Raw genomic sequence first — 25528 nt, forward strand, 5'->3', positions numbered from 1 at the left:
GAGCTTGTTGCGCTTGTTGAGTAAAGATTTCAGATATATATCTATCTGAAATCGATTTAAGGCGGGCGCTATAAGCTTCTGAAACGATAGCATCAAAGCTGGGGGCGCAAGGTTCTGGCGGCCTCCTGCAGCAGCGGCAGTATTTCCAGCTGCATGGTTTGCGGGCTCATGCGCTTGGCCGATGTCACCACATTCAGCGCTGCCACGGTGCGCCCGCGCATATTGCGCAGTGGCACAGCCACGGCCTGAATCGCCAGTTCATGCTCTTCGAGCGCCATGCAGTAGTCGAGGCGGCGCACCTCGTCGAGCAAGCCCTTGAGCGCCGCACCATCGGAGACCGTGTGCGCCGTCAGCTTGGGTAGGTCATAGGTGGCCAGCCAGTCGTCGAGCTCCGAGCCCGAGAGCGAGGCCAGCAGCACCCGGCCCGTGGACGTGGCATGCGCCGGCAGGCGCGTGCCCAGGTGCAGTCCGTGGGCCATCAGCCGCTCGCCTTTTTCATGCACGGCGCTGCGCGCGACGATGACGACTTCGCGGCCCTCGCGCACCACACAGGAGTAGGACAGTCCGGTCTGCGCTGCCAGCCTGTGCAGCACGGGTTGCACGATGCGCGGCAGCCGGGCCGAGGCCAGATAGCTGCCCGACAGGCGCAGCACCTTGGGCGCCAGCCAGAAATAGCTGCCATCGGATTCCAGATAGCCGAGATAGGCCAGGGTGAGCAGATGGCGCCTGGCGGCGGCGCGCGTGATGCCCGCGCGTTCGGCCGCCATGGTGGCGTTCAGGCGCTGGCGCTCGGTGTCGAAGCTCTCGAGCACGGCCAGGCCCTTGGCCAGGCCGGCAATGAAGTCCGCTGCAGCGATGGTAGGGGTGCCGGGTTCACTCATGCTCGGTTCCGTCGTTCTTGTTTTGCGCGATCTTCGTTCTCATTGTGCGATTATCGCGCAGACATCGATTCTCTCCTTTGTCTTGATGCAGCACAAAACTTAGTCTTGCTGCACAGCGCAATCGGCGTCGTCACGCGCGCCGATCGACAGGTTTTTGAGCCATAACAAGGAGTCATATTCATGCGTACACAAGTCGCCATCATCGGTGCCGGTCCCTCGGGTTTGCTGCTGGGGCAGTTGCTCTACAAGGCGGGCATCGACAACATCATCATCGAGCAGCGCAGCGCCGACTATGTGCTGGGCCGCATCCGCGCCGGCGTGCTGGAGCAGGTGACGGTGGATCTGCTCAAGCAGGCGGGTGCCGACAAGCGCATGAATGAGGAAGGTCTGCCTCACGATGGCATCGAGCTGCTGTTCAAGGGCAAGCGTCACCGCATCGACCTCAACGGCCTGACCGGCGGCAAGCGCGTGATGGTCTACGGCCAGACCGAAGTCACCCGTGACCTGATGGAAGTGCGTGCCCAGGAGGGGTTGACCACGGTGTACGAGGCCAGTCACGTGCAGCCCGTGGACTTCGAGAGCGACAAGCCCAAGGTGCGTTACGAAAAAGACGGCCAGGTGCACGAGATCGAATGCGACTTCATCGCCGGTTGCGACGGCTTTCACGGCATCTGCCGCGCCAGCGCGCCTCAGGACAAGATCAAGACCTTCGAGAAGGTCTATCCATTCGGCTGGCTGGGCCTGCTCTCCGATACGCCGCCCGTGTCGCACGAGCTGATCTACGCCAACACCGAACGCGGCTTTGCCCTGTGCAGCCAGCGCAGCGCCACGCGCAGCCGCTACTATCTGCAGGTGCCGCTGACCGACAAGGTCGAGGACTGGAGCGACGAAGCGTTCTGGGAAGAGCTCAAGAAGCGCCTGGACCCCGAAGCGCGCGCCAATCTGGTGACCGGCCCTTCGCTGGAGAAAAGCATTGCACCGCTGCGCAGCTTTGTGACCGAGCCCATGCGCTTCGGTCGCATGTTCCTGGCCGGCGACGCCGCCCACATCGTGCCTCCCACAGGCGCCAAGGGCCTGAACCTGGCGGCTTCCGATGTGGGCTATCTGTCGCAAGCCTTTGTCGAGTATTACCAGGAGCAGTCCGAAGCCGGCATCGATCGCTACTCCGAGCAGTGCCTGCGTCGCGTCTGGAAGGCCGAGCGTTTCTCCTGGTGGATGACCTCCATGCTGCACAACTTCCCCGGCGAAGGCGAGTTCAACACCAAGGTGCAGGAAGCAGAGCTGGACTACATCGTCCACTCCGAGGCCGGCTCCACCTCGCTGGCCGAGAACTATGTGGGTCTGCCTCTGGTGTAAGAACGTTTTGACGATCTCTACGCAGCCGTGTTGGAGCGCCATCGGGATGAGTTCGAAGCGATGGCTCGCCGCTTGCACCGGCGTGCAAGCAAGAGTCAGCGCGCAGCACATCGCCCGATTTCGCGCCAACCCTTAGGGACAGGTTCCTTGCGCACGCCCGGTCAGAGGCGGTCTGCGGGGTTGCCTCGCCGGCCGCGCGAATCCTCGCAGTAGCGCGGCTATTGCTGCGGTATCGCGCGCGGGGGGCGCCCCCTGGCATCCCCTCCCGCAAAGCCTGTGTCGCGGCACGGGGAGATCGTCAACAGGTTCTACGCCGCAGACCGGCTGGCCTTCGTCACCGTGGTGATGAAGGGCAGGTGTCCGATCCCGGCGCCTTGCGCTCTGCCTGCCTTGCTGTAAGCGAGGCAGGCATTTTTCATCCATGCAATTTGGTTGATGCTGCCTTGCGTAAATTTTGATGCCGGGGCGCAAGCCGCAAGGGCCAGCGAGGAGTAAGCTTGCCGACCTTATGGCGCACATCATGTTTTCCCCTCCCTATATTGCCGCTGCCGAGGCAGCCCAGTCCTTGCGTACGCGCGGCTATGCCGTGCTGCAGCCCGAGGACTTCGCCCAGTGGATGGGCCTGAGCGTGAGCGATCTGCATGCCATGGATGCGGACTGGCAGGGCCTGCCGCCCGACGCCTTCCTCAAGGATGGCGGCCGCTATCGCCGCCGCCGCCATTCCTGCTTTGTCAGCGAAGGCGATCAGGTTCAGCAGGTGCCCCACCGCGCCCACTGGCAGCCCGTGGAATACAACGCTCTGCATGGCGGCATGCAGCGCATGTTCGAGCCCATGCTGGACAGCACGACGACGAGCGCGGCATGGCTGGAGATGATCAATGCTCTGGGGCAACTGGCCGATCAGGTGTTCTGCACCGACGAGCGTCATGAGCGCTGGTTTGTCGAGGCGCACCAGTTCCGCATCGACACCACGGACGGCATAGGACGTCCCACGCCCGAAGGGGCGCACCGCGACGGCGTCGATCTGGTCGCTGTGCTGCTGGTGGGGCGCAAGGGCATCAAAGGGGGCGAGACCCGGGTGTTCGAAGCGACCGGCCCCAACGGCCAGCGTTTTACCTTGACCGAGCCCTGGTCCGTGATGCTGCTCGACGACGCGCGCATGATTCATGAGACCACGCCGATTCAACCTGCCGAGCCCGGTGGCGTGCGGGACACGCTGGTGCTGACCTATCGCCGTGGCAACTTCCAGGGCGCCGAGCTTCAGGAGCAGCCGGCTCAGGCCTCCTGACGGACTCGGACGGGCCGCTTTGGAAAATTTGGGCAAAACTGTAACGTTCTCAATGCATCAAAGTGACGCCCTCGACACTGCATGATGCGGGCTCGTCGCGACGAAGTTCTCACATCGCCGCGTAAGCTCTCATTCAGGCAGCCGGGTCCACCGGCTCACACCACGCCCAGCAAGGCGTGGTTTTTTTATATGAATCGCTTCCACGCCCTTAGCATTTCCGTGCTGACAGCTCTTGTCACGATAGCTGCCTGCCAGCCCTTCGAGGATCGCCCTGCGCAGGCGGCCCAGACCAAGGAACCCACGATCTATTTTCGCAATGGACTGGAAATCTCCCTTGGCGATATCTCGGTGCCGATTCACGGCGTTCAGGAATGTCCCTATGGCCTAGCGGCGCCGGCCGGAGCCGTCGTCGAGATGAATGATGCCAAGTGCATTCGCCTTTCCGACGACACCGAGCAGATCGTCGTGATGCTGGATATGCCCGACGGCGTCGTCCGGGAGGCCTGGACCGTGCGCCGCGATGCGCCCAGCAAGCCGCATGAGCCGGCTTTCAAGAACGTCTCCCTGCTGCGCCCCGACGGCACGCGCATCACGATCACCGACAAGTCCCACAGGCTGCTGGACAAGTGCTACGAATACCAGGCGGCGCATGTCTGCATCTGAGATGCGTTGAACTTTGGGGTTGATTCATGTCAACACGCTGAGGCATGATGAAGGCAGACTGCATGCTATTCCAAGAGCGGCATCGGCCCCGGGTCTCTGGCTTGAGGTACATGTCGCCTGCAACTCGAAAGGAGAAACATATGTCCATGTTCAATCACATTCTGGTTCCGGTCGACGGCTCCAAGCCTTCCATGCTGGCGGCACGCAAGGCCGCCGAGCTCTCCAAGGTCTTTGGCAGCGCCGTGACGGCAGTGTATGTGGTCGATCCCTATCCTTTCACCGGCGTCGGTGCCGACTTTGCCTATGGGCAGTCGCAGTATCTGAGTGCTGCAACGGCCGAGGCAAACACCGCACTGGATGCCGTCAAGGCCATCATGGACGAGGCAGGTGTGCCGGTGAAGACCCTGGTGGGCGAGGGCCATGCCGTGCATGAAGGCATTGTGCGCACCATGGAAAGCGTGGGCGCCGACCTGGTCGTCATGGGCTCCCAGGGGCGGCGCGGCCTTGAGAAGCTGATGCTGGGCAGCGTCACCCAGCGCGTGCTGGGTGCCGTGCGTGTGCCGGTGCTGGTCGTGCGCGAGTGAGCGCCAGGCGGCTGTCCACGTAGCAACGGCTCCCCAGGGAGCCGTTTTTCTTGTGGGCAAGCGTGCTCAGCGATTGAGCAGCCGGGCCAGCCAGCCTTTCTTCCTGCGCTGCAATTCCAGCTCCTGCAGCACTTCGGCCTTGAGCTGCTCCTTCTGTGCCGAGTGTCCGCTTTCCTTGGACATCATGCGCAGATAGACCTTGGCCGAGTCGACATAGCCATGGTCTTCGTTGCGGATATGGTTGAACAGCCAGCGCGAGAGCATGCCGTGCAGTTCGGCGGCCACATCCTCGCCCGCATCGAAACGGGTCTGCATCTCGATCACGCGGCGTGTGAACAGCTCGTGCACCTTTTTGTGCGGCCCGGCGAACATATAGCCGGCGCTCTCGATCAGGCTTTCCTCGAAGACGAAATGCGAGACGGTGTAATCGATCATCTCGCCGATGACATCGCCCAGACCTTCGCGGTCGGGCGAGCTGCGCAGTTCGTAAAGCCGGTTGATGTAGTCGACGATGCGGCGGTGCTGCCGGTCGATCTCTGCAATCCCGGTGTCCAGCTCGGGGACCCAGACCAGCAATGCCATGATGTTCTCCAGAAATTCAAGGATTTCCGCAGAAGTATTCATGAGCTTGTCATATGCCGCATTGATGCAGATCAGGTCGATCCGCTGCGGTAGCGCGGAGGATGCCGATCCTCCGCGCATTGCGGCGTCACTCGATCTTGGCGCCCGAGGACTCCACGATCTGCTTGGACTGCTTGAAGTCGGCCTGGAACATCTTGTCGAAGTTGGCGACACTCATGGACTGGGGCTCGGCGCCCTGGGTCAGAATGGCCTCGCGCACTTCGGGCATGGCCAGCAGCTTGTTCACTTCGAGATTGACCTTGGTCACGATGGACGAGGGCGTGCCCTTGGGCATGAACAGGCCATACCAGGTGCTCACATCAAAGCCCTTGAGGCCCGATTCGGCCAGCGTGGGTGTGTCGGGCAGCGAGCTGGAGCGGCTGGCCGAGGTGACGGCAATCGCGCGCAGCTTGCCGGACTTGATCTGGCCGATGGCCGATGGCACGGACGAGACCAGCAGGTCCACATTGCCGGCCAGCGCATCCATCATCGCGGGGTTGGAGCCCTTGTAGGGAACGTGGGTCAGGTGAATGCCCGAGGCCTTTTCCAGCATCACGCCCGCGAGGTGGATGCTGGTGCCGTTGCCGGGCGAGCCATAGGTGATCTTGGACGGGTTCTTCTTGGCTGCAGCCACCACGTCGGCCAGCGTCTTGTAGGGCGAGTTGGCGGCCGTGGCGATCACGATGGGGGTGTAGGCCACATGGGCCACGGGGATCAGGTCCCTGGTGGGGTTCCAGGGCAGGTTCTTGTAGAGATAGGGGCCGAGGACCACATTGTCCTTCTGGCCCATCACCATGTCGTAGCCCGTAGGGGCTGCTTTCACCGCTTCGGTGATGCCGATGGTGCCACCTGCACCCGCTCGGTTGTCTGGCACCACGGTCCACTTGCTGACTTCGGTGAGCTTGTTGGCAATCACGCGCGAGAGGATGTCGGTGCCGCCGCCGGGCGGGAAGGGCACGATCATGCGCACGGGCTTGTTGGGGTATTCGGCTGCGGGGTCTTGTGCAGCGGCGGAAAAGCTCAGGCCCGCGCTTGCGATCACGGCTGTGCTGATGAGGATTTGGCGAAACATGAAAAAGAAACTCCAGAGACGAACGGGGGAGCGCTGGCCCGCAGAAAAGGGCGGCGCAGTCGCGGCTGGTGTCCGAGTCCTGAACTCAGAAGCCAGAGTCACGGAAGGTGGGCTTTTCGATGATCGGGGAGGGTGGTTCCGCCATCAATGGGTATTTGTCTTTACCGGGGAGCGCGAGCCATGCTGTACGGACATGATCGCCATCCGCACGCGCTGCACCGCAGGGTTGCTGCAGTTGCTAGCACGGAGGCAGCGTACCGATCGGGTGTCGCTGCCGATGTGGCCCACGGGCGCGGATTGCGGCTCTGCGCACGGCGTCGAGGCAGTTGCAGAGCAGTCGAAACATTTTGCCACGCATGGCCGAGGTGCGAAGGCTTGGTTCGTGAATAGGCCGGGCCTGTACCCCGGCTTTGCGGGGACTCGGCAGTGCAGCCAAGGCTTGGATGTCAACGGCTGCGAATGAAGGCTCAGGCCTGACGTACGTCGGCAATCACCTGGTCACCGAAATCGGGCCGCGCCAGCCAGGCCAGCACGCGGTCTGCGGCATCGTCGGCCGAGGTCAGCTGGCCGTTGCTGTGCAGACTGGCAAAACGGGCCACATCCGGAAAATCGGCCGAGGCCGCGCTGCGCAGCTGCACCTGCATATCGGTGTCGATGACGCCGGGGGCCAGAGACACAATGCGCGCGCCGTTGGGTTTGGCCGCTTCTTCCAGCGCCACGCAGCTGCTGAACTGGTCCATGCCCGCCTTGGCCGTGCAGTAACTGGCTTGCGAAGCCATGGCGCGGCGGCCCAGACCCGAGGAGATATTGAGCACCTTGCGGGGAATTTCCCAGCTCTCGGTCGCACCGAGAAAGGCTCCGGTCAGGGCCATGGGCGCTTCAAGACCCACGCGCAGCGCATGGATCATATCGGCCGCAGGCACTTGAGACAGCGGCGCAATCTGCGGAATGACACCGGCGTTGTTGATCAGGGTGATGCTGGCCCATGCGCTGTGGTCCTGCGTTTCCAGCCAGGTCGTGAGGCGCTGCGCGGCTGCGGCGCTTTGCGCCAGATCCTGCTCCCATTGCAATAGCTGCTCGGGCTTGCTGGCGCTGGAGGCCAGGGCGGTGCTGGTCTTGCGGGCAATGCTCAGCAACTGATGGCCTTGTTGCAGCAGCCGTTGTCCCATGGACAGGCCCATGCCACGGGAGCCGCCTGTCAGAATCGTTAAATGCTTGGTCATGCCGGGCATCTTACGGTCGATTCAAGGCAGAAAAGAACAAGCCCCGCAGGGCTGGCGTCCGGCGGGGCCTGCTGCAGGGTCAAAGGCGATCAATGACCCAGATAGGCCTTGCGCACGTCGTCATTGCTCAGCAGGTTGACGCCGCTGTCCTCCAGCACCACCTTGCCGGTTTCCAGCACATAGCCGCGGTCGGCAATCTGCAGGGCACGGTTGGCGTTCTGCTCGACCAGGAACACCGTCACACCCGCTGCGCGGATGGTCTGGATGATCTCGAAGATCTGCGCAATGATGAGCGGAGCCAGGCCCAGCGTGGGCTCGTCCAGCAGCAGCAGACGCGGCTTGCTCATCAGCGCACGGCCTATGGCCAGCATCTGCTGCTCGCCGCCCGACATGGTGCCCGAGCGCTGCGCTGCGCGTTCCTTCAGGCGCGGGAAGAGCTTGAAGACATGCTCGATGCCGTCGGCAATCTCGGTCTTGTTCAGGAAGAATCCGCCCATCTGCAGATTCTCGGTCACCGTCAGATCCTTGAAGACGCGACGGCCTTCGGGCGAGATGGCGATGCCGCGGCGCATGATGTGGTGGGTGGACATCTGGGTGATGTCGTCGCCCTCGAACAGAATGCGTCCGCCGCTGGCGCGCGGATTGCCGCACACCGTCATCAGCAGCGATGTCTTGCCCGCGCCATTGCTGCCGATCAGGGTGACGATCTCGCCCTGATCGACATGCAGGCTGGCATGATCGACCGCGCAGATCGCGCCGTAATGGGTGGAGACCTGCTCCAGTTGTAACATATGCTGGCTCATCAGGCCTCTCCCAGATAGGCCTTGATGACCCGTTCATCATTGCGAATCGCCTCGGGCAGGCCCATGGCGATGGGCTTGCCGTACTCCATGACCAGGATGCGCTCGGACACACCCATGACCAGGCCCATATCGTGCTCGATCAGCAGCACGGCGACGCCGTACTGTTTGCGCAGCTGGTCGATCAGATGCTGCAGGTCCTTCTTCTCCTGGGGGTTCAGGCCGGCAGCGGGCTCGTCCAGCATCAGCACGCGGGGCTTGGTGATCATGCAGCGTGCGATCTCCAGGCGGCGCTGGTGACCATAGGCCAGATTGCCGGCTTCGCGGTTGGCGAACTGGCGCAGGCCCATCACGTCCAGCCACTGGAGTGCGTTGTCGATCTTTTCCTGCTCGGCGCGGCGATAGCCGGGGGTGTTGAACAGGCCGCCGAGCAAGCTGGCACGCGACTGGCGGTGCTGGGCGACGAGCAGGTTTTCCAGCGCCGTCATGCTCTTGAACAGACGCACGTTCTGAAAGGTGCGCACCACGCCGTGGTTGGCGACGTGATGGCTGCTCTGGCCCGCAATGCTCTGGCCGTCCAGCACGACGCTGCCGCCCGAAGGCTGGTAGAAACCACTGATGCAATTGAACACCGTGGTCTTGCCCGCGCCATTGGGGCCGATGATGGCAAACACTTCCTGAGGGCGTACGTTAAAGCCCACGTTGTCCACGGCCAGCAGGCCGCCGAAGCGCATGCACAGGTCTTTGACTTCTAGCAAATACTCGCTCATGCGTTTGCCCTGCCTGTGGTTGTAGTTATTGAAATGATAGCGTTCAGGTGGAATTTCATGACTTCACCTCCACCTGATGTCGCTTCATGGGCAGCAGGCCCTGGGGACGCCAGATCATCATCAGAATCATGACCAGGCCGAAGATCAGCATGCGGTATTCGGAGAATTCGCGTGCCAGCTCGGGCAGTACGGTCAGGATGATGGCAGCGACGATTACGCCAAGCTGCGAGCCCATGCCGCCCAGCACCACGATGGCCAGGATCAGGGCCGACTCGATGAAGGTGAAGGACTCGGGATTGACAATGCCCTGGCGTGCCGCAAAGAAGGCCCCGCCGAAACCCGCGAACATGGCGCCCAGCGTGAAGGCCGAGAGCTTGATCTTCATGGGGTTCAGGCCCAGGGAGCGGCAGGCGATCTCGTCTTCGCGCAGGGCTTCCCAGGCGCGGCCTATGGGCATGCGGATCAGGCGGTTGCTGATGAACAGCGTCACCATGGCCAGCAGCAGCGCCATCAGATACAGCGCGATCACCATGTGCATGGAGTTGAACTCCATGCCGAAGAACTGGTGAAAAGTGGTGCCGTCCTCGGTCAGCGGCGTGCGTGTCATCGGCAGGCCCAGCACCGAGGGCTTGGGGATGCTGGAGATGCCATCGGGGCCGCCCGTGAAGCTGGTCAGGTTGACCAGCAGCAGGCGGATGATTTCACCAAAGCCCAGCGTCACGATGGCCAGATAGTCGCCGCGCAGGCGCAGCACAGGAAAGCCCAGTACGAAGCCGAACAGCGCCGAGGCCGCACCGGCCAGCGGCAGCGCTTCCCAGAACGTCCAGCCGGCCCAGTGGAACAGCAGCGCGTAGGTGTAGGCACCCACGGCATAGAAGCCCACAAAGCCCAGATCCAGCAGGCCGGCAAAGCCGACCACCACATTCAGGCCCAGGCCCAGCATGACGTAAATCATGGCCAGAGTTGCAATGTCGACGGCATTGCGGCCGGCGAAGAAGGGCCAGGACGCGGCCATCATCAGCACCACGAAGATGACGACGTTGCGGGTGCCCGACTTCATCTGCGGCACGGCCGGCAGGTTGAGCGTGGGCAGTTTGCCGGCGAACAGGGGCTTGAGCATCTGCACGACGAAGATGGCCAGGCAGGCCCAGCCGGTCATGCTCCAGTCGGGGGCGATGACGGTGCGAACACCGGCGCGCTCCAGGTGCAGGCTGAAGATGGGGGTGACGACGATGGCCGTCATCACGGTGGCGATCAGCGCATCGCGCAAAGCGGCAGAAAAGCTGTACTTCATCAGACCTTCTCCACTTCAGGTTTTCCCAGCAGGCCCGAGGGACGGAACATCAGGATGGTCACCAGCAGGCCGAAGGCCACGATGTCCTTGTATTCCGACGAGATGTAGGCGGCGGCAAAAGTCTCGGCCACTCCCAGAATCACACCGCCCAGCATGGCACCGGGAATGGAGCCGATGCCCCCAAGCACGGCAGCCGTGAAGGCCTTGATGCCGGCCAGAAAGCCGATGAAGGGATTGAGCTTGCCCACGGCCAGCGCAATCAGCACGCCGCCCACGGCGGCCAGCACGGCGCCCAGCACAAAGGTGAAGGAGATGACCTTGTTGGTGTCGATTCCCAGCAGATTGGCCATGTGCATGTCCTGCGCGCAGGCACGCGAGGCACGGCCCATGCGCGAATGCTTGATGTACATGGTCAGCGCGATCATCAGCACCACGGTCACGGCAATGATGAGCACGCGGGTGTAGGGGATGAAGACCTCGAAATCTCCCATATGGAAGTTGATGGCACCGGGCAGCAGCGAAGGAACGGCCATGTCGCGCGCACCCTGGCCCAGGGCCACCCAGTTCTGCAGGAAGATGGACATGCCGATGGCCGAGATCAGCGCCACCAGGCGCGGGCTCTGGCGCACGGGCTTGTAGGCCACCTGTTCGACCACCAGGCCGTAGACGCCGGTGACGAAGACGGCCACGACCAGCATCAGGCCGATGATGGCCCAGACCGGCAAGCCGCTTTGCGTGCCTATGGCAGAAAGCGTGACCAGGCCTATATAGGCCCCGATCATGTAGATGTCGCCGTGTGCGAAATTGATCATGCCGATGATGCCGTAGACCATGGTGTAGCCAATGGCGATCAGGGCGTAAATGGCTCCGAGTGAGAGCCCGTTGAAAAGCTGTTGTATCAGCTGGGGGAGAATGTCTGACATGTAACGCCACCCTTGAAACAGGAAAAGGCCCGAGGGCCAGATAGCAAATATCCGGAGGCATGGCCCCTGCCATTGCCCCCGGAAGAAGGTGGTGGAATTACTTTGCGAGCGACTTGCTGCCGTCCTTGTGCCACTGGAAGACCTGGAAGTCGAAGGAGTTCAGGTCACCCTGCTTGTTCCAGGAGACGGGGCCCAGCACGGTGTCCACACCGGTGGACTTGTGCATCCAGTCCGCCACCTTGGCAGGGTTGTCGCCGGCGGCCTTGATGGCGGCCAGCAGAGACTGGGTGGCGGCAAACGAGGTCAGCTGGAAGGCGCCCGAAGCATTGCGCTTCTTGTCGGCGAAAGCCTTCACCACAGCCGCGTTCTTGGGGTTGGCGGCAAAGTCGGCGGGCAGGGTCACCAGCATGCCTTCGACGGCAGGGCCGGCGATGGCGTTGACTTCAGGATTGCCCACGCCTTCGGGGCCCATCATCTTGACCTTCAGGCCTTGCTCGGCAGCCTGGCGCAGCAGCAGGCCCATTTCTGGGTGGTAGCCGCCGTAGTAGACAAAGTCCACGCCTGCGCCCTTGAGCTTGGTGATCACGGCGGAGTAGTCGCTGTCGCCGGCGTTGATGCCCTCAAACAGGGCCACGTCGATCTTGGCCTTCTTCAGGTCGTCACGCACGGAGGAGGCAATGCCCTGTCCATAGGACTGCTTGTCATGCAGCACGGCAACCTTCTTGGGCTTGAGCTTCTCGGCAATGAACTTGGCGGCTGCGGGGCCCTGCTGGTCATCACGGCCGATGGTGCGGAAGATGAAGTGGTAGTTCTTGCCGTCGGTCAGTGCGGGGGAGGTGGCCGAGGGAGTGACGACCACCACGCCTTCGTTGTTGTAGATGGGCGCTGCGGCAATCGAGGCACCCGAGCAGACGGGGCCGACCACATAGCCGATCTTGCTGTTGACCACGCGGTTGGCTGCAACAGGGCCTTGCTTGGGCTCGCAGGCATCGTCCACGGGCACCAGTTCGATCTTCTTGCCATTGATGCCGCCAGAGGCGTTGGCCATTTCGACGGCGGTGGTTGCGCCTTCCTTGACCATGTCGCCATACTGGGTCAGCGCACCGGTGGTTGGGATGACCAGGGCGATCTTGATTTGGGCATGCGCGGTGGAGACCAGGGCGGCACCAGCCAGGCCCAGGGCGGCAACAACGGTTTGCATGCGGAACGGAATGCTCATGAGGACTTCCTTAATCTCGAGAGATGTTCGAAAAGCGCGATTGCTGCCATAGCAGTTCGCGCAAAGAAGCTCAGATTAATCGAGTGGTAAACGAAGGCAACAGGGTATGCAGGGGCTGGTGCAGGCTTTCGGTTTTTGCTATGTCGTGCATAGCAGCTATTACCCAGAGGCTATGGCCTTGCCTTCATTTGTAATGTATATGCATGGCCCAAGCCGGAACGGTGCGGCAAGTGTCCGCATCGGCGGTCTTTGGGTGCCGATTCCGGGGGGCCGCGGGCATGGTTTCGAAGGGTCTTTGTTGCAGCGCAGCAACTGTTGCTGCTTGACGGCTGCAGCAGATTTGATGCAGCTTAAAAGTCAGGCTCGCTTTTCGGCATCAGCAAAGTGCCGGTGACCGGATGTACCAGCTCCAGTGCCGTCGCATGCAGCAACAGCCTCGGGCTGGCGCTGGCCACCGTTTCGTCGGCATACAGCGCATCGCCCAGGATGGCGTGGCCCGAGGCGGCCATATGCAGGCGCAATTGATGGGTGCGGCCCGTCAGCGGACTCAGCAGGACGCGGGTGCAGGTCATCTCCTGCTGCCCGGTCTGCTCCAGCGCCTGCCATAGTGTCTGGCTGCTTTTGCCGTTTTCGTGGTTGATGACTCGCAGCGGACGGCGTTCCCAGTCGGCCGCGATCGGCAGATCGATCAGCTGCCAGCCCTGGGCATCGGCGGTTTCCGGACCCGCCTGCAGATCACCGGCCACCACGGCGATATAGCGCTTGTCGACCTGGCGTTCGGCAAAGGCCTGGCCGAGCTGCCGCTGTACGACCGGATTGCGCGCCATGATGACCAGACCCGAGGTGGCCTGATCGAGCCGGTGCACCACCAGCGCATCGCCGAAATGCTGCAGGGCGCGCAGGCTCAGGCAATCTTGCTTGTCCGGGCCGCGACCGGGCACGCACAGCAGGCCAGAGGGCTTGTCCAGCACCAGCAGATGCTCATCTTCATAAACACAGTTCAACGCACTCATTCAAGCACTCATTCAAGCATTTGTCGGTGGTTTCAGGGGTTCAGCAACTCATGAACGGTGGCGCAGAACTCCTGCACGTCGTTGGGCTTGTGGATCAGGGCCCGGGCTCCGGCTGCAATCGCGGCCTGCTCGATCTCGGCCGTCACATAACCGGAGGCCAGCGCCACGGGCAGTTGCGGGCTGACCTGCAAAGCCTGCCTGAGCAGGTCCAGGCCGCTGAAGCCGGGCATGTTGTAGTCGGTGACGATGAGGTCAAAGCGCTCGGGCTCGCTTTCCAGGGCCGCCATGGCCTCGCGCGGGTCGGTGAAGCCCGAGACTTCATAGCCGCGACGGCGCAGCAGGCGCTGGAAAAGAAAGACCAGGGCCTGGTCGTCATCCACATACATCACATGGCTGGCGCGCGTGGCCTGGACCGGCTCGGCCAGCGGCGCTTCGGGCTTGTCCGTGCGCAGCGGTGCCTGCGTAGGGTGACTGCCGCTCGGCTCGCCAAGGGGAAAGTACAGCGTGAAGCAGCTGCCCTGGCCCAGCTCGCTGTGCACATCGACGGCGCCGCCATGGGTGCGCATCACGCCATGTACCACCGACAGACCGAGGCCGGTACCCTGGCCCACCGGCTTGGTGGTGAAAAAAGGCTCGAAGATACGCCGCTGGGTCACGATGTCGATGCCGGGGCCCGAGTCCTGCACCATGAAGACCAGGTATTCGGCCACAGGCAGGCCCAGGCGTTCGCATTGGTAATGGTCGGGCGCGATGCGCATGGCCCGCATCTGGATGAAGCCGCGCTGGTTGCCAATGGCCTGCATGGCGTTGTTGCAGAGATTGAACAGCGCCTGCTCCACCTGGGTGGGGTCGGCCATCAGCGGCGGCAGCCCCTCGCTCTCCAGTACCTGCAATTCTATGGAAGGTGGCAAGGTCACGCGCAGCAGGCGCGCCGTGTCCGACATGACCTCCTGCACCTGAACGGGGCGGCGCTCGGGCAGGTCGTTGCGGCTGAAGGTCAGAATCTGGCGCACCAGATCACGCGCACGGCGACCGGCTTTTTCGATCTCGCGCAGGCTTTCCATGGCGGCCGGGTTGTTGGCGCTGTCGACTTTTGCGAGCTCCACATTGCCCAGAATGGCGCCCACGATGTTGTTGAAGTCATGGGCGATCCCGCCGGCCATGGTGCCCACGGCCTGCATCTTGTGGGATTCGCGCAGCTGGGTTTCCAGCGCATTGCGCTGGGCTTCGGCACGATTGCGGCTGGTCAGGTCGCGCGCAAAGATGGTGGTGGTGTCGCCGCTGCTGTGGTGCTCGAAGGAGACGCTGATTTCCATGGGGATCTCGCGTCCCGCCATGGTCAGACCCGTCATCTCGCCCAGCACGGCCTGCGTGGTCAGCGAGGAAAAGGCCAGCGCCCGTGCAGCATCGGGCAAAAAGCGTTCCAGCGGACTGCCCAGCGCATCCTGGGGCGAGCACAGAAACAGGGCTGCCGCCGTGGGGTTGAAGACGGTGATGCGCTGGTACTGGTCGACGCAGATGATGGCATCCAGCGCAGAGTTGATCACCGACTCCAGCCGTCTTTCGCTGGCATAGAGCTGCTGGTTGCGTTCCTGCAAGGCCTTGCGCTCGGCCAGCAGCGGGCCCTGGTTGACCACGGCGCACAGATACTGCCAGGTGGCCGGGCCGTTTTGCTGTGGCACGATCACGCCCGCCACATGCAGGTCGCCGCAGAGCTCGAATTCGTCGGTGATCCGGAACAGTACCTCGTGGACTTCGGCACGCCCCAGCGCCTTGGCCTGCTCGAAGGCTGTGGTCACGCGCTCCGCATCCTTGAAGTGCACAAAGGGCTTGAAGTTGATCAGCAGCCGATCTTTCTCGGTGGGCTGAAATGCGCGGTGGGCCATGGCATTGGCCTGGACCACCATATCGTATTCGTCGACCACCAGCAGCGGCAGCGGGATGCTGGCAAACAGTGTCTCAAATCGCTCCGACGCACTCTCGGCCACGGCCTGGCTGTAGTTGAGCACCTCGTTCTGCAGCTCCAGCTCGTGCTGGTAGTTGCGCAGCTCTGCCACCAGAGCCTGCAGCGGGTCATCATCGTCGGGCACCAGGGGCTGGGTGCTGGCGTTCAGGCCCAACGGGGCGGCGCCCGGGGCCAGCAGGGCATGCAGGGGCAGACCGCCGTCGATCACAGGCAGCAAGGGTGGGGGCGTGGGTTCGGAGGAGCTCATGAAACAGGCAGAATTCCCGGCAGTGTAAGCCGGTCCCGGCTCCTGCCCTAGAAAAAGCGGATCGTTGCTCATCATCGGCCCATTCAAGACCATGTCCCGCAGCAGCCCTGGAGAGGGCATGGACCTTGGGCACTCATTCACTGATGGCAGGGCGCGTCCTATTGCCGGGTGCATGGGCCTGAATCGGGATGAAAAAAGCCAGTGCGACGGCAGTGCACTGGCTTTGGCGGCGGAAGGCCGGTCTCGGGCTATCAGTTAGCGTAGGCATCCATGGGCACGCAGCTGCAAAACAGATTGCGGTCACCATAGACGTTGTTCACGCGGCCCACGGGGCTCCAGTACTTGGCGCGGCGCAGCGCCGGCAGGGGGTAGGCCGCTGTCTCGCGGCTATAGCCATGCTGCCAGTCTGCGGTCAGCAAGGACTCTGCCGTGTGGGGGGCGTTCTTGAGCGGGTTGTCGTCCCGCGGCAGTCTGCCGGCCTCCACTTCGGCAATTTCGGCGCGGATGGCGATCATGGCCTCGACGAAACGGTCCAGCTCATACAGGCTTTCGCTCTCGGTCGGCTCCACCATCAGCGTGTTGGGCACGGGAAAGGACAGCGTCGGTGCATGGAAGCCGTAGTCGATCAGACGCTTGGCAACGTCCTCGGCCATCACGCCGCAGCTGTCCTTGAAGTGGCGCAGATCCACGATGCACTCATGGGCCACGTGCCCGTATTCGCCCGCGTACAGCGTGGGGAAGTGCTCCTTGAGCCGCGCGCTGATGTAGTTGGCGTTGAGGATGGCGGTCTCGGTTGCCAGCTTCAGGCCCGGTTCGCCCATCATGCGGATATACATCCAGCTGATTGGAAGAACGGCTGCATTGCCCAGAGGCGCTGCGCTGACAGCTCCCACCTGGCGGACAGCGCCTGCGGTGGCATGCCCCGGCAGAAAGGGCACCAGATCCTCGACCACGCATACGGGGCCGACTCCGGGGCCGCCGCCGCCGTGGGGAATGCAGAAGGTCTTGTGCAGGTTCAGATGGCTGACATCTCCGCCGAACTCGCCAGGCGCTGCAAGACCCACCAGGGCGTTCATATTGGCGCCGTCCACATAGACGCGGCCGCCATGGCTGTGCACCAGCTGGCACAGCTCCTTGACCTGGGTCTCGAACACGCCGTGCGTGCTGGGGTAGGTGATCATGATGCAGGCCAGATTGGCGCTGTGCTTCTCGCAGGCCAGCTTCAGATCCGCCATGTCCACGTTGCCGTTGTCGTCACATTGGGTGACCACGACCTGCAGGCCCACCATTTGCGCGCTGGCCGGGTTGGTGCCGTGGGCGCTGCTGGGAATCAGGCAGATATTGCGGTGTGCCTCGCCGCGTGACTCATGGAAGGCCTTGATGGCCAGCAGACCTGCGTATTCTCCCTGGCTGCCCGCATTGGGCTGCAGGCTGATGCCCGCGTAGCCCGTGGCCTGACACAGCCAGTCGCGCAGCTGCCGGTCCAGCTCGGCATAGCCTTGCAGCTGGTTGGAGGGCGCAAACGGGTGGATGTCGGCGAACGCTGGCCAGGTGATGGGAATCATCTCGCTGGTGGCGTTGAGCTTCATGGTGCAACTGCCCAGCGGGATCATGCTGCGGTCCAGTGCCAGGTCCTTGTCGCTGAGGCTGCGGATATAACGCAGCATGGCGGTTTCGGAATGGTGGGTGTTGAAGACCGGGTGGCTCAGATAGGCTGTGCTGCGCTGCAGGGATTCGGGGATCAGCGAGGTCGGGCCTTCGTCCATGGCCTCGATGGTGGGCAGAACCTGGCCCTCCTGGGCAAAGATGCTCCAGAGCAGCTCGACATCGGCCCGGGTCGTGGTTTCGTCCAGGCTGATGCAGAGATATTCATCCCAGGCCTTGCGCAGATTGACGCCTCGGGATACGGCACGGGCCGCCAGGGCATCGGTTGCCTCCCGGGTATGCAGGCTCAGTGTGTCGAAGGCCGTGTCGTGGTGATGGGCGCTGAAGCCCAGCTGGGCCAGGCCCCGGCTCAGGATCGCCGTCAGGCGTGCCACCCGCTGTGCGATGCGCTTCAGCCCCTGGGGGCCGTGGTAGACGGCATACATGCTGGCGATCACGGCCGGCAGGACCTGGGCCGTGCAGATATTGGACGTCGCCTTTTCGCGGCGGATATGTTGTTCGCGCGTCTGCAGCGCGAGGCGGTAGGCGGGCTTGCCATGCACATCGACGCTGACGCCCACCAGGCGACCAGGCAGGCTGCGCTTGTATTCGTCGCGGCAGGCCATGAAGGCTGCGTGCGGGCCGCCTGCGCCCATGGGCATGCCGAAGCGCTGGCTGTTGCCCACGACAATATCGGCACCCCATTCTCCGGGAGGTGTCAGCAGGGTCAGGGCCAGCAGGTCGGTTGCCACGATGGCAGCCGCCTGCTTGGCGTGAATGGCTTGCACATCGGCCTTCCAGTCCACAATCCAGCCGCTGGACGCGGGGTACTGGATGACCGCGGCAAACAGATCGCCTGCCAGCGCAGTTTCCCACTCCTGCTGGCTGTTGGCGATCACCACTTCGATGCCGATCGGCCGGGCGCGGGTCTGGATGACTTCAATCGTCTGCGGGTGCAGATCGCCGGCGAGCACGATGCGATGGCTTCTGGATTTGACAGAGCGCCTGGCCAGCGTCATGGCCTCGGCGGCAGCCGTGGCTTCGTCCAGCATCGAGGCATTGGCAATCGGCATGCCGGTCAGGTCGGTCACCATGGTCTGGAAATTGACCAGTGCTTCCATGCGACCCTGCGAAATCTCGGCCTGGTAGGGTGTGTAGGCTGTGTACCAGGCGGGATTCTCGAGGATGTTGCGCAGGATGACGCCCGGCGTGTGCGTGCCGTAGTAGCCCTGGCCGATAAAGCTCTTCAGCATCTGGTTCTTGCTGGCGATGGCCTTGAGTTCGGCCAGCGCAGCGGCTTCGGTAATCGGCGCCGGAAGATCCATGGGCCTGGCGCGGGCGATGGAGTCGGGCATCACATCGCGAATCAAGGCGTCCAGCGAGGGCTTGCCGATGGCGGCCAGCATTTTTTGCTGCTCCTCGGCGTCCGGGCCTATATGACGGGGGATGAATTCGTGGCTGTTTTCCAGCGCTTGCAGCGAAGCGACGGGGGCGGGAGGCGACATCAGCATGGGAGGGACCTATTCTCAAATACTGTGACTGACGGTTTGCATGCCAGGCATGCGTGAATGCCGTATGCCTGAAGGCATGCGGCCGGTGCTTCAAGCAGCGCTGGCCTGTTCCAGCGCGGTGTTCATCAGGGCCAGGCGTTCACTTTCCTGGTCGGCATATTCCCAATCGGGATATTTGCTGCGTGCCACGGTGTTCAGCCATTGCTGGCAGGCCAGGGCAAGCAGTGCCTGCTGGTGCAGATCGGCATCGATGCTGCCGGTGATCTTGAACTGGCCAAAGGCCGTGGCCACGTGGGCGCGGCAGACCGAGCGCAGATAGCTCTGGTTCATGTCGTCGCTGGCCAGCCATTGGGCCTTGGCCGCATCGTCATGAGCCAGCATGTCCTCGGGCACTGGCAGATCCCAGTCGCTCAGTTGCTGGTGCAAAAAACGCAGCGCCTTGGCGGGCTTGCTGCCCGTCTGCTCCTGGTACCACTCTTCAAGTGCGGCCAGTGTGTCGCTGCCGTCATCGTTGCCGAAGGGGCTGAAGTCGTCACCGCAGTCGTAGTAGAAGTCCTGGGTCGCGATGCGCACAAAGGCCGGGTGGCTGGTCTCGCGGGCGAGACCGACTTCCGGATCGTCGAAATACTGGATGGTGCTCATGGCTGCATGCAAAAACGGCCTTCGCAAAGCGAGGGCCGTTGATACGCTTAGTTGTCCTTGGCGAAGTCGTTGTAGGCGGTCTCTTCCATCAGACCTTCGAGCTCGCCCACATTGCTCATCTTGACCTTGAAGAACCAGCCTGTGGCCAGCGGGTCGCTGTTGGCGAGCGATGGGTCATCGCGCAGGGCTTCGTTGACTTCGACGATCTCGCCGGTCACGGGCATGTAGACATCGGCAGCAGCCTTGACGGACTCGACCACGCCTGCGACATCGCCGGCCTTGAAGGTGGAGCCCACGGCAGGCAGATCCACAAACACCACATCGCCCAGCGCATCCTGTGCGTGTACGGTGATGCCGACGATGGCGGCATTGGTGTCAGCGGCGTTGATCCACTCGTGTTCTTTGGAATACTTGATGCTCATGAAAAGCTCCAGATGGGGGATTCAGGGGAATCGGGTGTTGTTTGAGAAAGGTCCAGATCGCACTTTAGCGGTGTTCTGGCCGCTGTTTGGCAAACTGGCCCGTCTCATCCGCGGCGGCAGACCTAGCCGCGGTAGTAGCGGGTGGGAACGAAGGGCGTGGCGACCACTTTCATGGGCACGGGCTTGCCGCGCACCATGGCGAAGATTTCCGTATCGATGGCGGCGTAGTCGGGCTCGACATAGGCCAGCGCCACGGGCTGGTTGAGCGTGGGGCTGAGCAGGCCGCTGGTAATGTGGCCGATATGCTGCCCGTCCATGTTCTCCAGCACAGCGGGCTCGCGCACGGGAATGCGCTCCAGCGCAATCAGGCCCACGCGCTTGCGGCGCAGCGATTGCGGGTTCTGCAATTGCTCCAGCACGATGGCCGCACCGGGAAAGCCTCCCGCGCGTTCGCCGCCGCTGCGGCGCACCTTCTGCATGGCCCAGTTCAGCGCGGCTTCGACGGGCGTGGTGCTGGTGTCGATGTCGTTGCCATACAGGCAAAGTCCGGCTTCAAGGCGCAGCGAGTTGCGCGCGCCCAGACCGATGGGCGCCACCTCGGGCTGGGCCAGCAGCGCTTCGGCAAAAGCTGTTGCCGCTTCGCCGGGCAGGGAGATTTCAAAACCGTCCTCGCCCGTATAGCCGCTGCGCGTGATGTAGAGCGCATGGCCTTGCCAGTCGAAGTGATTGCCGGTCATGAAGACCAATTGCGCAACACCGGGAATCAGGCGCGAGAGTGCCGCAGCGGCTTGCGGGCCTTGCAGGGCCAGCAGGGCGCGCTCGGGCAGAGGGATGACCTCGCAGCGGTTGGCGATGCGGCTCTGGATATGGGCGATATCGGCCTCTTTGCAGGCGCCGTTGACGATGAGGAACAGATCTTCGCCACGGTTGACGAACATCAGGTCGTCCAGAATGCCGCCTTGCTCATTGAGCAGCAGGCCGTAACGCTGTTTGTGCTGTCCCAGGTCCATGACATCGACGGGCATCAGCGACTCAAGCGCGGCTGCGGCATCGGGGCCGCGCAGCAGCAACTGGCCCATGTGCGAGACATCGAAGAGGCCGGCGGCCTTGCGGGTGTGCAGGTGCTCGGCCATCAGGCCTTGAGGGTATTGCACGGGCATGGAGTAGCCGGCAAACGGCACCATGCGGGCACCCAGTTTCTGGTGCAGGGCAAACAGCGGTGTGGAACGCAGATCGGAAGAGGTGTCAGCAGCAGTCACAGGCAAGCGCTCCGGTGGTCAAACCAAAATGAGTGGCCATGCATGGCTGGGCCATGCGTGGCGGGCTTGCCCTGCTGTCCGCTTTACCTGAGAGATTCACCGCCCTTGCTTTCGCGGGCAGTTTGCTCCTTCGGTGGATGTCGGCGCACATAAGAAATGACGGCCTTCATCTCTCTCCAGCAAGGGACGCTGCAGGTTTGCACACCTTGCAGCGCTTGTCAGTCCTTTTGCCTGAGCGTTTTGACACCGGGTGGGGGTCTGCGCCTTCGGCGGTGCGAGGCAGCTTCAAGCTGCAGGCACTCTCTCCTGACGTTGGCAATTCTAGCGGTGGGCAGGGGACCTGCACCACCGCAATGAGTGGATTTTGGGGTTTTCGAGCACAGATCGTCTGTCACTGAGCTTGCGTTCTCACTGCGGGTCTGTGTTCATGGTGGGCGTGCGAGGGGCGTCGACTTCTTGGCGCGGAAACACCAACTGATAGGGCTGCTCGAAGCAGGACGTCACAGGCTGGCCCTGGCGCATGCCGGGCTTGAATTGCCAGCGTTTGAGCGATTGCAGTATGGACTTCACGATGCGTGGATCGGCATCGGCGGGCTGGTAGGCCACACGGCCGAGCTGACCTTGAGCTGTGACTTCCAGACGGAAGACCACCGTGGTCTCCAATCCGTTCGGAAACCAGTGGGCGCTGATGAAAGGCGTGGTGTGGCGGCGTGGAAGGGGTTGCTGGTCGAGCTGGGCGGGGGGCGTGCAATCTGCATTGATCCAGGCGGGCCAATTTACGGTTTGGCCGCCGGAAGCGGGGGCGGAGTCAGCCTGGGGCTGCAGGGGAGTGATGTCGGCCGCCTTAGGCGCCATGGCAGGGTTGCCGGCGCAGGCACTAAGCAGCACTGCTCCCAAGACGGCCGCGCATGCAGCAAGACAGCGTGAGTGGCGTGAAATATGCATGGCGGCATTCTCGGTCATCCCCGGTCGATTTTCGGACGCGCTCCCGATGTGTGCTGTTCAGCCTGGGGCGTATTTGTGTCCGGCCGGCCTTGTCCAGGGTTTGTCTTGCGGGGTCAAACGCCATGTCCGGAGGAGGCAAAACAGATTTTTTGCCGCAGATAGGATTATGACGTTCATCAAAGAACATTTATCCAAGGAGACAAAATGCCCGAAAAAGCCACGAACGAATTTTGGAAGAATCTGAAGCCGATTTCTGATTGCTTTCAGCCCGATGCGCAGCCGGAAGTTTATATACAGAACGCGCCCACTGAGGACGAGCGCTATTATGTTCCATTCTCAGAGACTGTATTGTCCCGCCCTCTCTGGATTTCTCCATCGCAAAACAAATGGTGCGATATTCTGATGGCCAAGGAAGCGGGTCTGGTCAATCGGCATTACCACCCGCATGAAGTATTTGCCTATACCATTTCCGGGAAATGGGGTTATCTGGAGCATGACTGGACGGCCCGTGCCGGTGATTTCGTCTACGAGACACCGGGGGAAGGCCATACCCTGGTGGCCTATGAACATGAGCAACCCATGCGTGCGTTCTTTATCGTCAAGGGGCCGCTGATCTGGCTCGATGATGACGGAAAGCCGGACGGATATTTCGATGTTCACAGCTACATAGAGCTATGCCGAAAGCACTATGAAAAAGTCGGCATAGGTGCAGATTATGTGGACACGCTTTTTCGATAGCTATCTGAAATTGGCTTGAAAATGCATCAGATGAAAGGCGGGATTTTCTGAATAATGGAATAACCCGCCAAAAACGGAATGGAGAGAGACATGAGACATCGAGATGAAGCCCTAAAAATCGGGTGGGTGAGCTATGAAAACAAGCTGCTGCTCATTCTGTTTTTCACTTTTGGTATCGTTTTTTTTGACCGCCTGGCATTGTCGTTCTTATTTCCTTTTGTCTCCAAGGAACTGGATCTGAACAATGCCCAGCTGGGTATGCTTTCGTCGATCCTGGCATTGGCATGGGCGGCTTCCGGTGCATTCTTCGGGGCCTACACAGACCGCAATGGCAAGCGCAAAACGGTGCTGATTCTTTCGGTACTGATGTTTTCGCTGTGTTCGGCCTTGTCGGGTCTGGTGGGCGGCTTTGTGGGGCTGTTGTTGTTGCGAGCGCTGATGGGTTTGGCGGAAGGGCCGATACTGCCGCTGTCGCAGACTCTGATGGTCGAAGCCTCTACGCCGAGCCGTCGCGGCCTCAACATGGGCTTGCTGCAGGGCTCGTCTGCGGGCTTGCTGGGCGCCGTGATCGCACCGCCGGTGATTGTTGCGCTGGCCGTGGCTTATGGCTGGCGCACTGCGTTCTACCTGACCTGCGTTCCGGGGCTGATTGCCGCAGCGCTTATCTGGCGCCATGTGCGAAGCACAGATAGCAGCGGCCAGGCCGAAGCCGTGCCGACAGGCTCACGCTGGGCTCTGCTGCGTGAGCGCAATATCTGGCTGAGCGTGCTGATCAGCTGCGTCTTCATGGCCTGGTTCGTAATCATCATCTCTTTTGCGCCGACCTATCTGGTCAATGCCAAGGGCTTCGAGCCGGGCACGATGAGTGCGGTCATGAGCTGCATGGGCGTGGCCTGGGTCATCTGGGGTTTCGCAGTGCCTGCCATTTCGGACCGGGTAGGTCGCCGTCCTGCACTGATCTTCTTCTCCTTTGTCGCGGCCTGCTGTCCGATGGCTTTTTTGCATGTGCAGTCACCGGCGCTGTTGGGCGGCTTGCTGTTGCTGACTTACACCGGCCTGGGCTGCTTCACGCTCTTCATGGCCACGATTCCGGCGGAGACCGTTCCGCGAGCGGCCATGGCCACGGCCTTGGGGATGATCATGGGTTTTGGCGAGCTGCTTGGTGGTTTCGTCGCCCCGACGCTGGCCGGGCTGGCAGCCGATCGGTGGGGACTTGATGTGGTGATGTGGGTGGCGGCTGCGGGTGCTCTGCTGGCGGGCATGCTTTCCCTGGGGCTGATTGAAACAGCGCCCAGGCGCGTTGGCAGCGGCTTGCTGGCTGCCGCATTGCAGGAGTCGCAGGCATGAAAGCTCTGAAATGGCATGGCGCTCTCGATCTGCGTCTGGAAGTCATCGAGCGCAGGCCCTTGAAGGCCGGAGAAATCCGCATCGAGGTAGCGTACTGCGGGATCTGCGGCAGTGACATGCATGAGTATCTGCACGGGCCAGACTCGATTCCGGTCAATGTCCCGCATCCCTTGTCCGGCCGTGTTGCGCCCATCGTCATCGGTCACGAATTCTGTGGCACGGTGGTGGAAGTGGCAGCAGATGTGAAAGGGCTCGGCGTTGGCGACAGGATTGCCGTGGAGCCGGAGTACCGCTGCGGGCACTGCATCTATTGCCGCAGCGGGCGCTACAACCTGTGCGAATCCATGGGCTTTGTGGGGCTCATGGGAGATGGTGGCATGGCAGAGGAAGCCGTGGTTCCCGCCTATATGGCGCATGTGCTGCCCCCTTCGCTGAGCTTTAGGCAGGCTGCGGTGGCCGAGCCTGCTGCAGTGGCATTGCATGCTGTGCGCCGAAGCGCGTTGCGCGCTGGCGACGATTGCGTCATCTTCGGCATGGGGGCCATCGGTCTGCTGCTGGTGATGATAGCCAGGCACCATGAAGCGGGCCGCATCATTGCCGTCGACGTCGATGCACGGCGCCTGGGTCTGGCGCGCGAGCTAGGCGCCAGCGACACGGTCGATGCCAGTCAGGGCGATGTGGTGCAGCAGGTGCGTGAACTCACGGGCGGGGTGGGCGTACCAGTCTCGTTTGAAGCGGTGGGCCGCCCGGAAACACTGCAGGGTGCTCTTGGAGTGCTGAGCAAGGGCGGCGAAGCCGTGCTGCTGGGGCTCATGCCCGAGGCGCGTATCGATACCTTCGATCTGGTCAACCGTGAGCTGCGCATTACCTCCAGCCTGGGCTATCGGGGCCTGTATCCGGAACTGCTGGAGCTGATGGCTCGCGGGGTCGTGGACGCAGGCAAGATCGTGACCCACGCCGTAAGTCTGGAAGCTGCCATACAGGACGGTTTTGAGCGGCTGGCGTCTGCAGGGGATGCGATCAAGGTGCTGGTGCAGCCGCAGTCGCTGGAAGTGGACCGAGATGCCGGGTCCGGCGCTCACGCCGGTAGTTCCTGAGTC

24 protein-coding genes and 2 riboswitches are annotated in these 25528 nt (G+C 62.4%); of the genes, 8 read left to right on the forward strand and 16 right to left on the reverse strand.

The features are described 5' to 3' along the window. Positions 1-92: 92 nt before the first annotated feature. Complete coding sequence (locus O987_RS12780) at positions 93-881, reverse strand: IclR family transcriptional regulator domain-containing protein (RefSeq protein WP_003055491.1); 789 nt, start codon at positions 879-881, stop codon at positions 93-95. 180 nt (positions 882-1061) lie between these two features. Here O987_RS12780 and pobA point away from each other — a divergent pair, with 180 nt between their 5' ends. The 4 genes from pobA (at position 1062) to O987_RS12800 (ending at position 4772) form a co-directional block, all read left to right on the forward strand. Next, entirely contained in the window at positions 1062-2237 is a 1176-nt protein-coding gene (gene pobA / locus O987_RS12785; protein WP_003055490.1) for a 4-hydroxybenzoate 3-monooxygenase, read from the forward strand. 508 nt (positions 2238-2745) lie between these two features. Beyond that, positions 2746-3525, forward strand: a complete 780-nt coding sequence (locus tag O987_RS12790) for a 2OG-Fe dioxygenase family protein (protein WP_043372644.1) — start codon at positions 2746-2748, stop codon at positions 3523-3525. Between the two features lie 189 nt (positions 3526-3714). Then, complete coding sequence (locus tag O987_RS12795; protein WP_043372645.1) at positions 3715-4188, forward strand: hypothetical protein; 474 nt, start codon at positions 3715-3717, stop codon at positions 4186-4188. A gap of 146 nt (positions 4189-4334) precedes the next feature. Further along, positions 4335-4772 carry a universal stress protein gene (locus O987_RS12800; protein WP_029158699.1) on the forward strand — a complete coding sequence of 146 codons (438 nt, stop codon included), beginning with the start codon at positions 4335-4337 and terminating at the stop codon, positions 4770-4772. Between the two features lie 66 nt (positions 4773-4838). Here the strand turns inward: O987_RS12800 and O987_RS12805 are convergent, their stop codons facing one another. Together O987_RS12805 and O987_RS12810 are read right to left on the reverse strand one after the other, a co-directional pair. After that, on the reverse strand, positions 4839-5354 hold the full coding sequence (locus tag O987_RS12805; RefSeq protein WP_029158700.1) for a bacteriohemerythrin: 516 nt from the start codon (positions 5352-5354) through the stop codon (positions 4839-4841). Between the two features lie 127 nt (positions 5355-5481). After that, positions 5482-6465, reverse strand: coding sequence for a Bug family tripartite tricarboxylate transporter substrate binding protein (locus O987_RS12810; protein ID WP_003055485.1), 984 nt, complete (start codon positions 6463-6465; stop codon positions 5482-5484). Between O987_RS12810 and O987_RS12815 the strand changes: the two genes are divergently transcribed. Next, positions 6464-6928 carry a hypothetical protein gene (locus O987_RS12815; RefSeq protein ID WP_043372646.1) on the forward strand — a complete coding sequence of 155 codons (465 nt, stop codon included), beginning with the start codon at positions 6464-6466 and terminating at the stop codon, positions 6926-6928. The two genes, O987_RS12810 and O987_RS12815, sit on opposite strands and share 2 nt — an antisense overlap. Positions 6929-6932: 4 nt before the next feature. Here the strand turns inward: O987_RS12815 and O987_RS12820 are convergent, their stop codons facing one another. The 13 genes from O987_RS12820 to O987_RS12880 all read right to left on the reverse strand — a co-directional run bounded on the left by O987_RS12820 (position 6933) and on the right by O987_RS12880 (position 22253). Then, entirely contained in the window at positions 6933-7697 is a 765-nt protein-coding gene (locus O987_RS12820) for an SDR family NAD(P)-dependent oxidoreductase (protein WP_003055484.1), read from the reverse strand. Positions 7698-7777: 80 nt separating this feature from the next. Continuing rightward, positions 7778-8491 carry an ABC transporter ATP-binding protein gene (locus tag O987_RS12825; protein WP_003055483.1) on the reverse strand — a complete coding sequence of 238 codons (714 nt, stop codon included), beginning with the start codon at positions 8489-8491 and terminating at the stop codon, positions 7778-7780. Next, positions 8491-9258, reverse strand: coding sequence for a high-affinity branched-chain amino acid ABC transporter ATP-binding protein LivG (gene livG / locus O987_RS12830; RefSeq protein WP_003055481.1), 768 nt, complete (start codon positions 9256-9258; stop codon positions 8491-8493). Before livG ends, O987_RS12825 begins: the two co-directional genes overlap by 1 nt. Positions 9259-9313: 55 nt before the next feature. Continuing rightward, positions 9314-10552: a high-affinity branched-chain amino acid ABC transporter permease LivM gene (locus O987_RS12835; RefSeq protein WP_003055480.1), complete on the reverse strand. Its 1239-nt coding sequence runs from the start codon at positions 10550-10552 to the stop codon at positions 9314-9316. Then, positions 10552-11475, reverse strand: a complete 924-nt coding sequence (gene livH / locus O987_RS12840) for a high-affinity branched-chain amino acid ABC transporter permease LivH (RefSeq protein ID WP_003055478.1) — start codon at positions 11473-11475, stop codon at positions 10552-10554. The genes O987_RS12835 and livH overlap by 1 nt, the downstream gene beginning before the upstream one ends. A 97-nt stretch (positions 11476-11572) precedes the next feature. Then, positions 11573-12694, reverse strand: coding sequence for a high-affinity branched-chain amino acid ABC transporter substrate-binding protein (locus O987_RS12845; RefSeq protein WP_003055476.1), 1122 nt, complete (start codon positions 12692-12694; stop codon positions 11573-11575). 350 nt (positions 12695-13044) lie between these two features. Further along, positions 13045-13707, reverse strand: coding sequence for an RluA family pseudouridine synthase (locus O987_RS12850; RefSeq protein WP_043372647.1), 663 nt, complete (start codon positions 13705-13707; stop codon positions 13045-13047). Between the two features lie 32 nt (positions 13708-13739). After that, on the reverse strand, positions 13740-15920 hold the full coding sequence (locus tag O987_RS12855; RefSeq protein ID WP_034399997.1) for a PAS domain-containing hybrid sensor histidine kinase/response regulator: 2181 nt from the start codon (positions 15918-15920) through the stop codon (positions 13740-13742). 251 nt (positions 15921-16171) lie between these two features. After that, a complete protein-coding gene (gene gcvP / locus O987_RS12860) occupies positions 16172-19075 on the reverse strand; it encodes an aminomethyl-transferring glycine dehydrogenase (protein ID WP_043372650.1) in 2904 nt (967 codons plus the stop codon). A 90-nt stretch (positions 19076-19165) separates the two neighbouring features. Then, a complete protein-coding gene (locus O987_RS12865; protein WP_043372652.1) occupies positions 19166-19717 on the reverse strand; it encodes a MolR family transcriptional regulator in 552 nt (183 codons plus the stop codon). Positions 19718-19764: 47 nt separating this feature from the next. Next, positions 19765-20139, reverse strand: a complete 375-nt coding sequence (gene gcvH / locus O987_RS12870; protein WP_003055467.1) for a glycine cleavage system protein GcvH — start codon at positions 20137-20139, stop codon at positions 19765-19767. Between the two features lie 122 nt (positions 20140-20261). Continuing rightward, a complete protein-coding gene (gene gcvT / locus O987_RS12875; protein WP_200879604.1) occupies positions 20262-21398 on the reverse strand; it encodes a glycine cleavage system aminomethyltransferase GcvT in 1137 nt (378 codons plus the stop codon). 64 nt (positions 21399-21462) lie between these two features. After that, a riboswitch (glycine riboswitch) is annotated at positions 21463-21588 on the reverse strand. A gap of 19 nt (positions 21589-21607) precedes the next feature. Continuing rightward, positions 21608-21717, reverse strand: a riboswitch (glycine riboswitch). A gap of 89 nt (positions 21718-21806) precedes the next feature. After that, complete coding sequence (locus O987_RS12880; RefSeq protein ID WP_235214371.1) at positions 21807-22253, reverse strand: energy transducer TonB; 447 nt, start codon at positions 22251-22253, stop codon at positions 21807-21809. 294 nt (positions 22254-22547) lie between these two features. Here O987_RS12880 and O987_RS12885 point away from each other — a divergent pair, with 294 nt between their 5' ends. From O987_RS12885 to O987_RS12895, 3 genes are all read left to right on the forward strand, one after another. Continuing rightward, positions 22548-23081 (forward strand): 2,4'-dihydroxyacetophenone dioxygenase family protein, encoded by a 534-nt coding sequence (locus tag O987_RS12885; protein ID WP_003055461.1) that lies wholly within the window; start codon positions 22548-22550, stop codon positions 23079-23081. A gap of 90 nt (positions 23082-23171) precedes the next feature. Beyond that, on the forward strand, positions 23172-24428 hold the full coding sequence (locus O987_RS12890) for an MFS transporter (RefSeq protein WP_051962176.1): 1257 nt from the start codon (positions 23172-23174) through the stop codon (positions 24426-24428). Next, the gene (locus tag O987_RS12895) at positions 24425-25525 is read left to right on the forward strand and encodes a 2,3-butanediol dehydrogenase (protein ID WP_043372658.1); all 1101 of its coding nucleotides are present in this window, start codon (positions 24425-24427) and stop codon (positions 25523-25525) included. Before O987_RS12890 ends, O987_RS12895 begins: the two co-directional genes overlap by 4 nt. Positions 25526-25528 lie beyond the last annotated feature (3 nt).

The organism is Comamonas testosteroni TK102 (genome assembly GCF_000739375.1).
Taxonomy (GTDB): domain Bacteria; phylum Pseudomonadota; class Gammaproteobacteria; order Burkholderiales; family Burkholderiaceae_C; genus Comamonas; species Comamonas brasiliensis.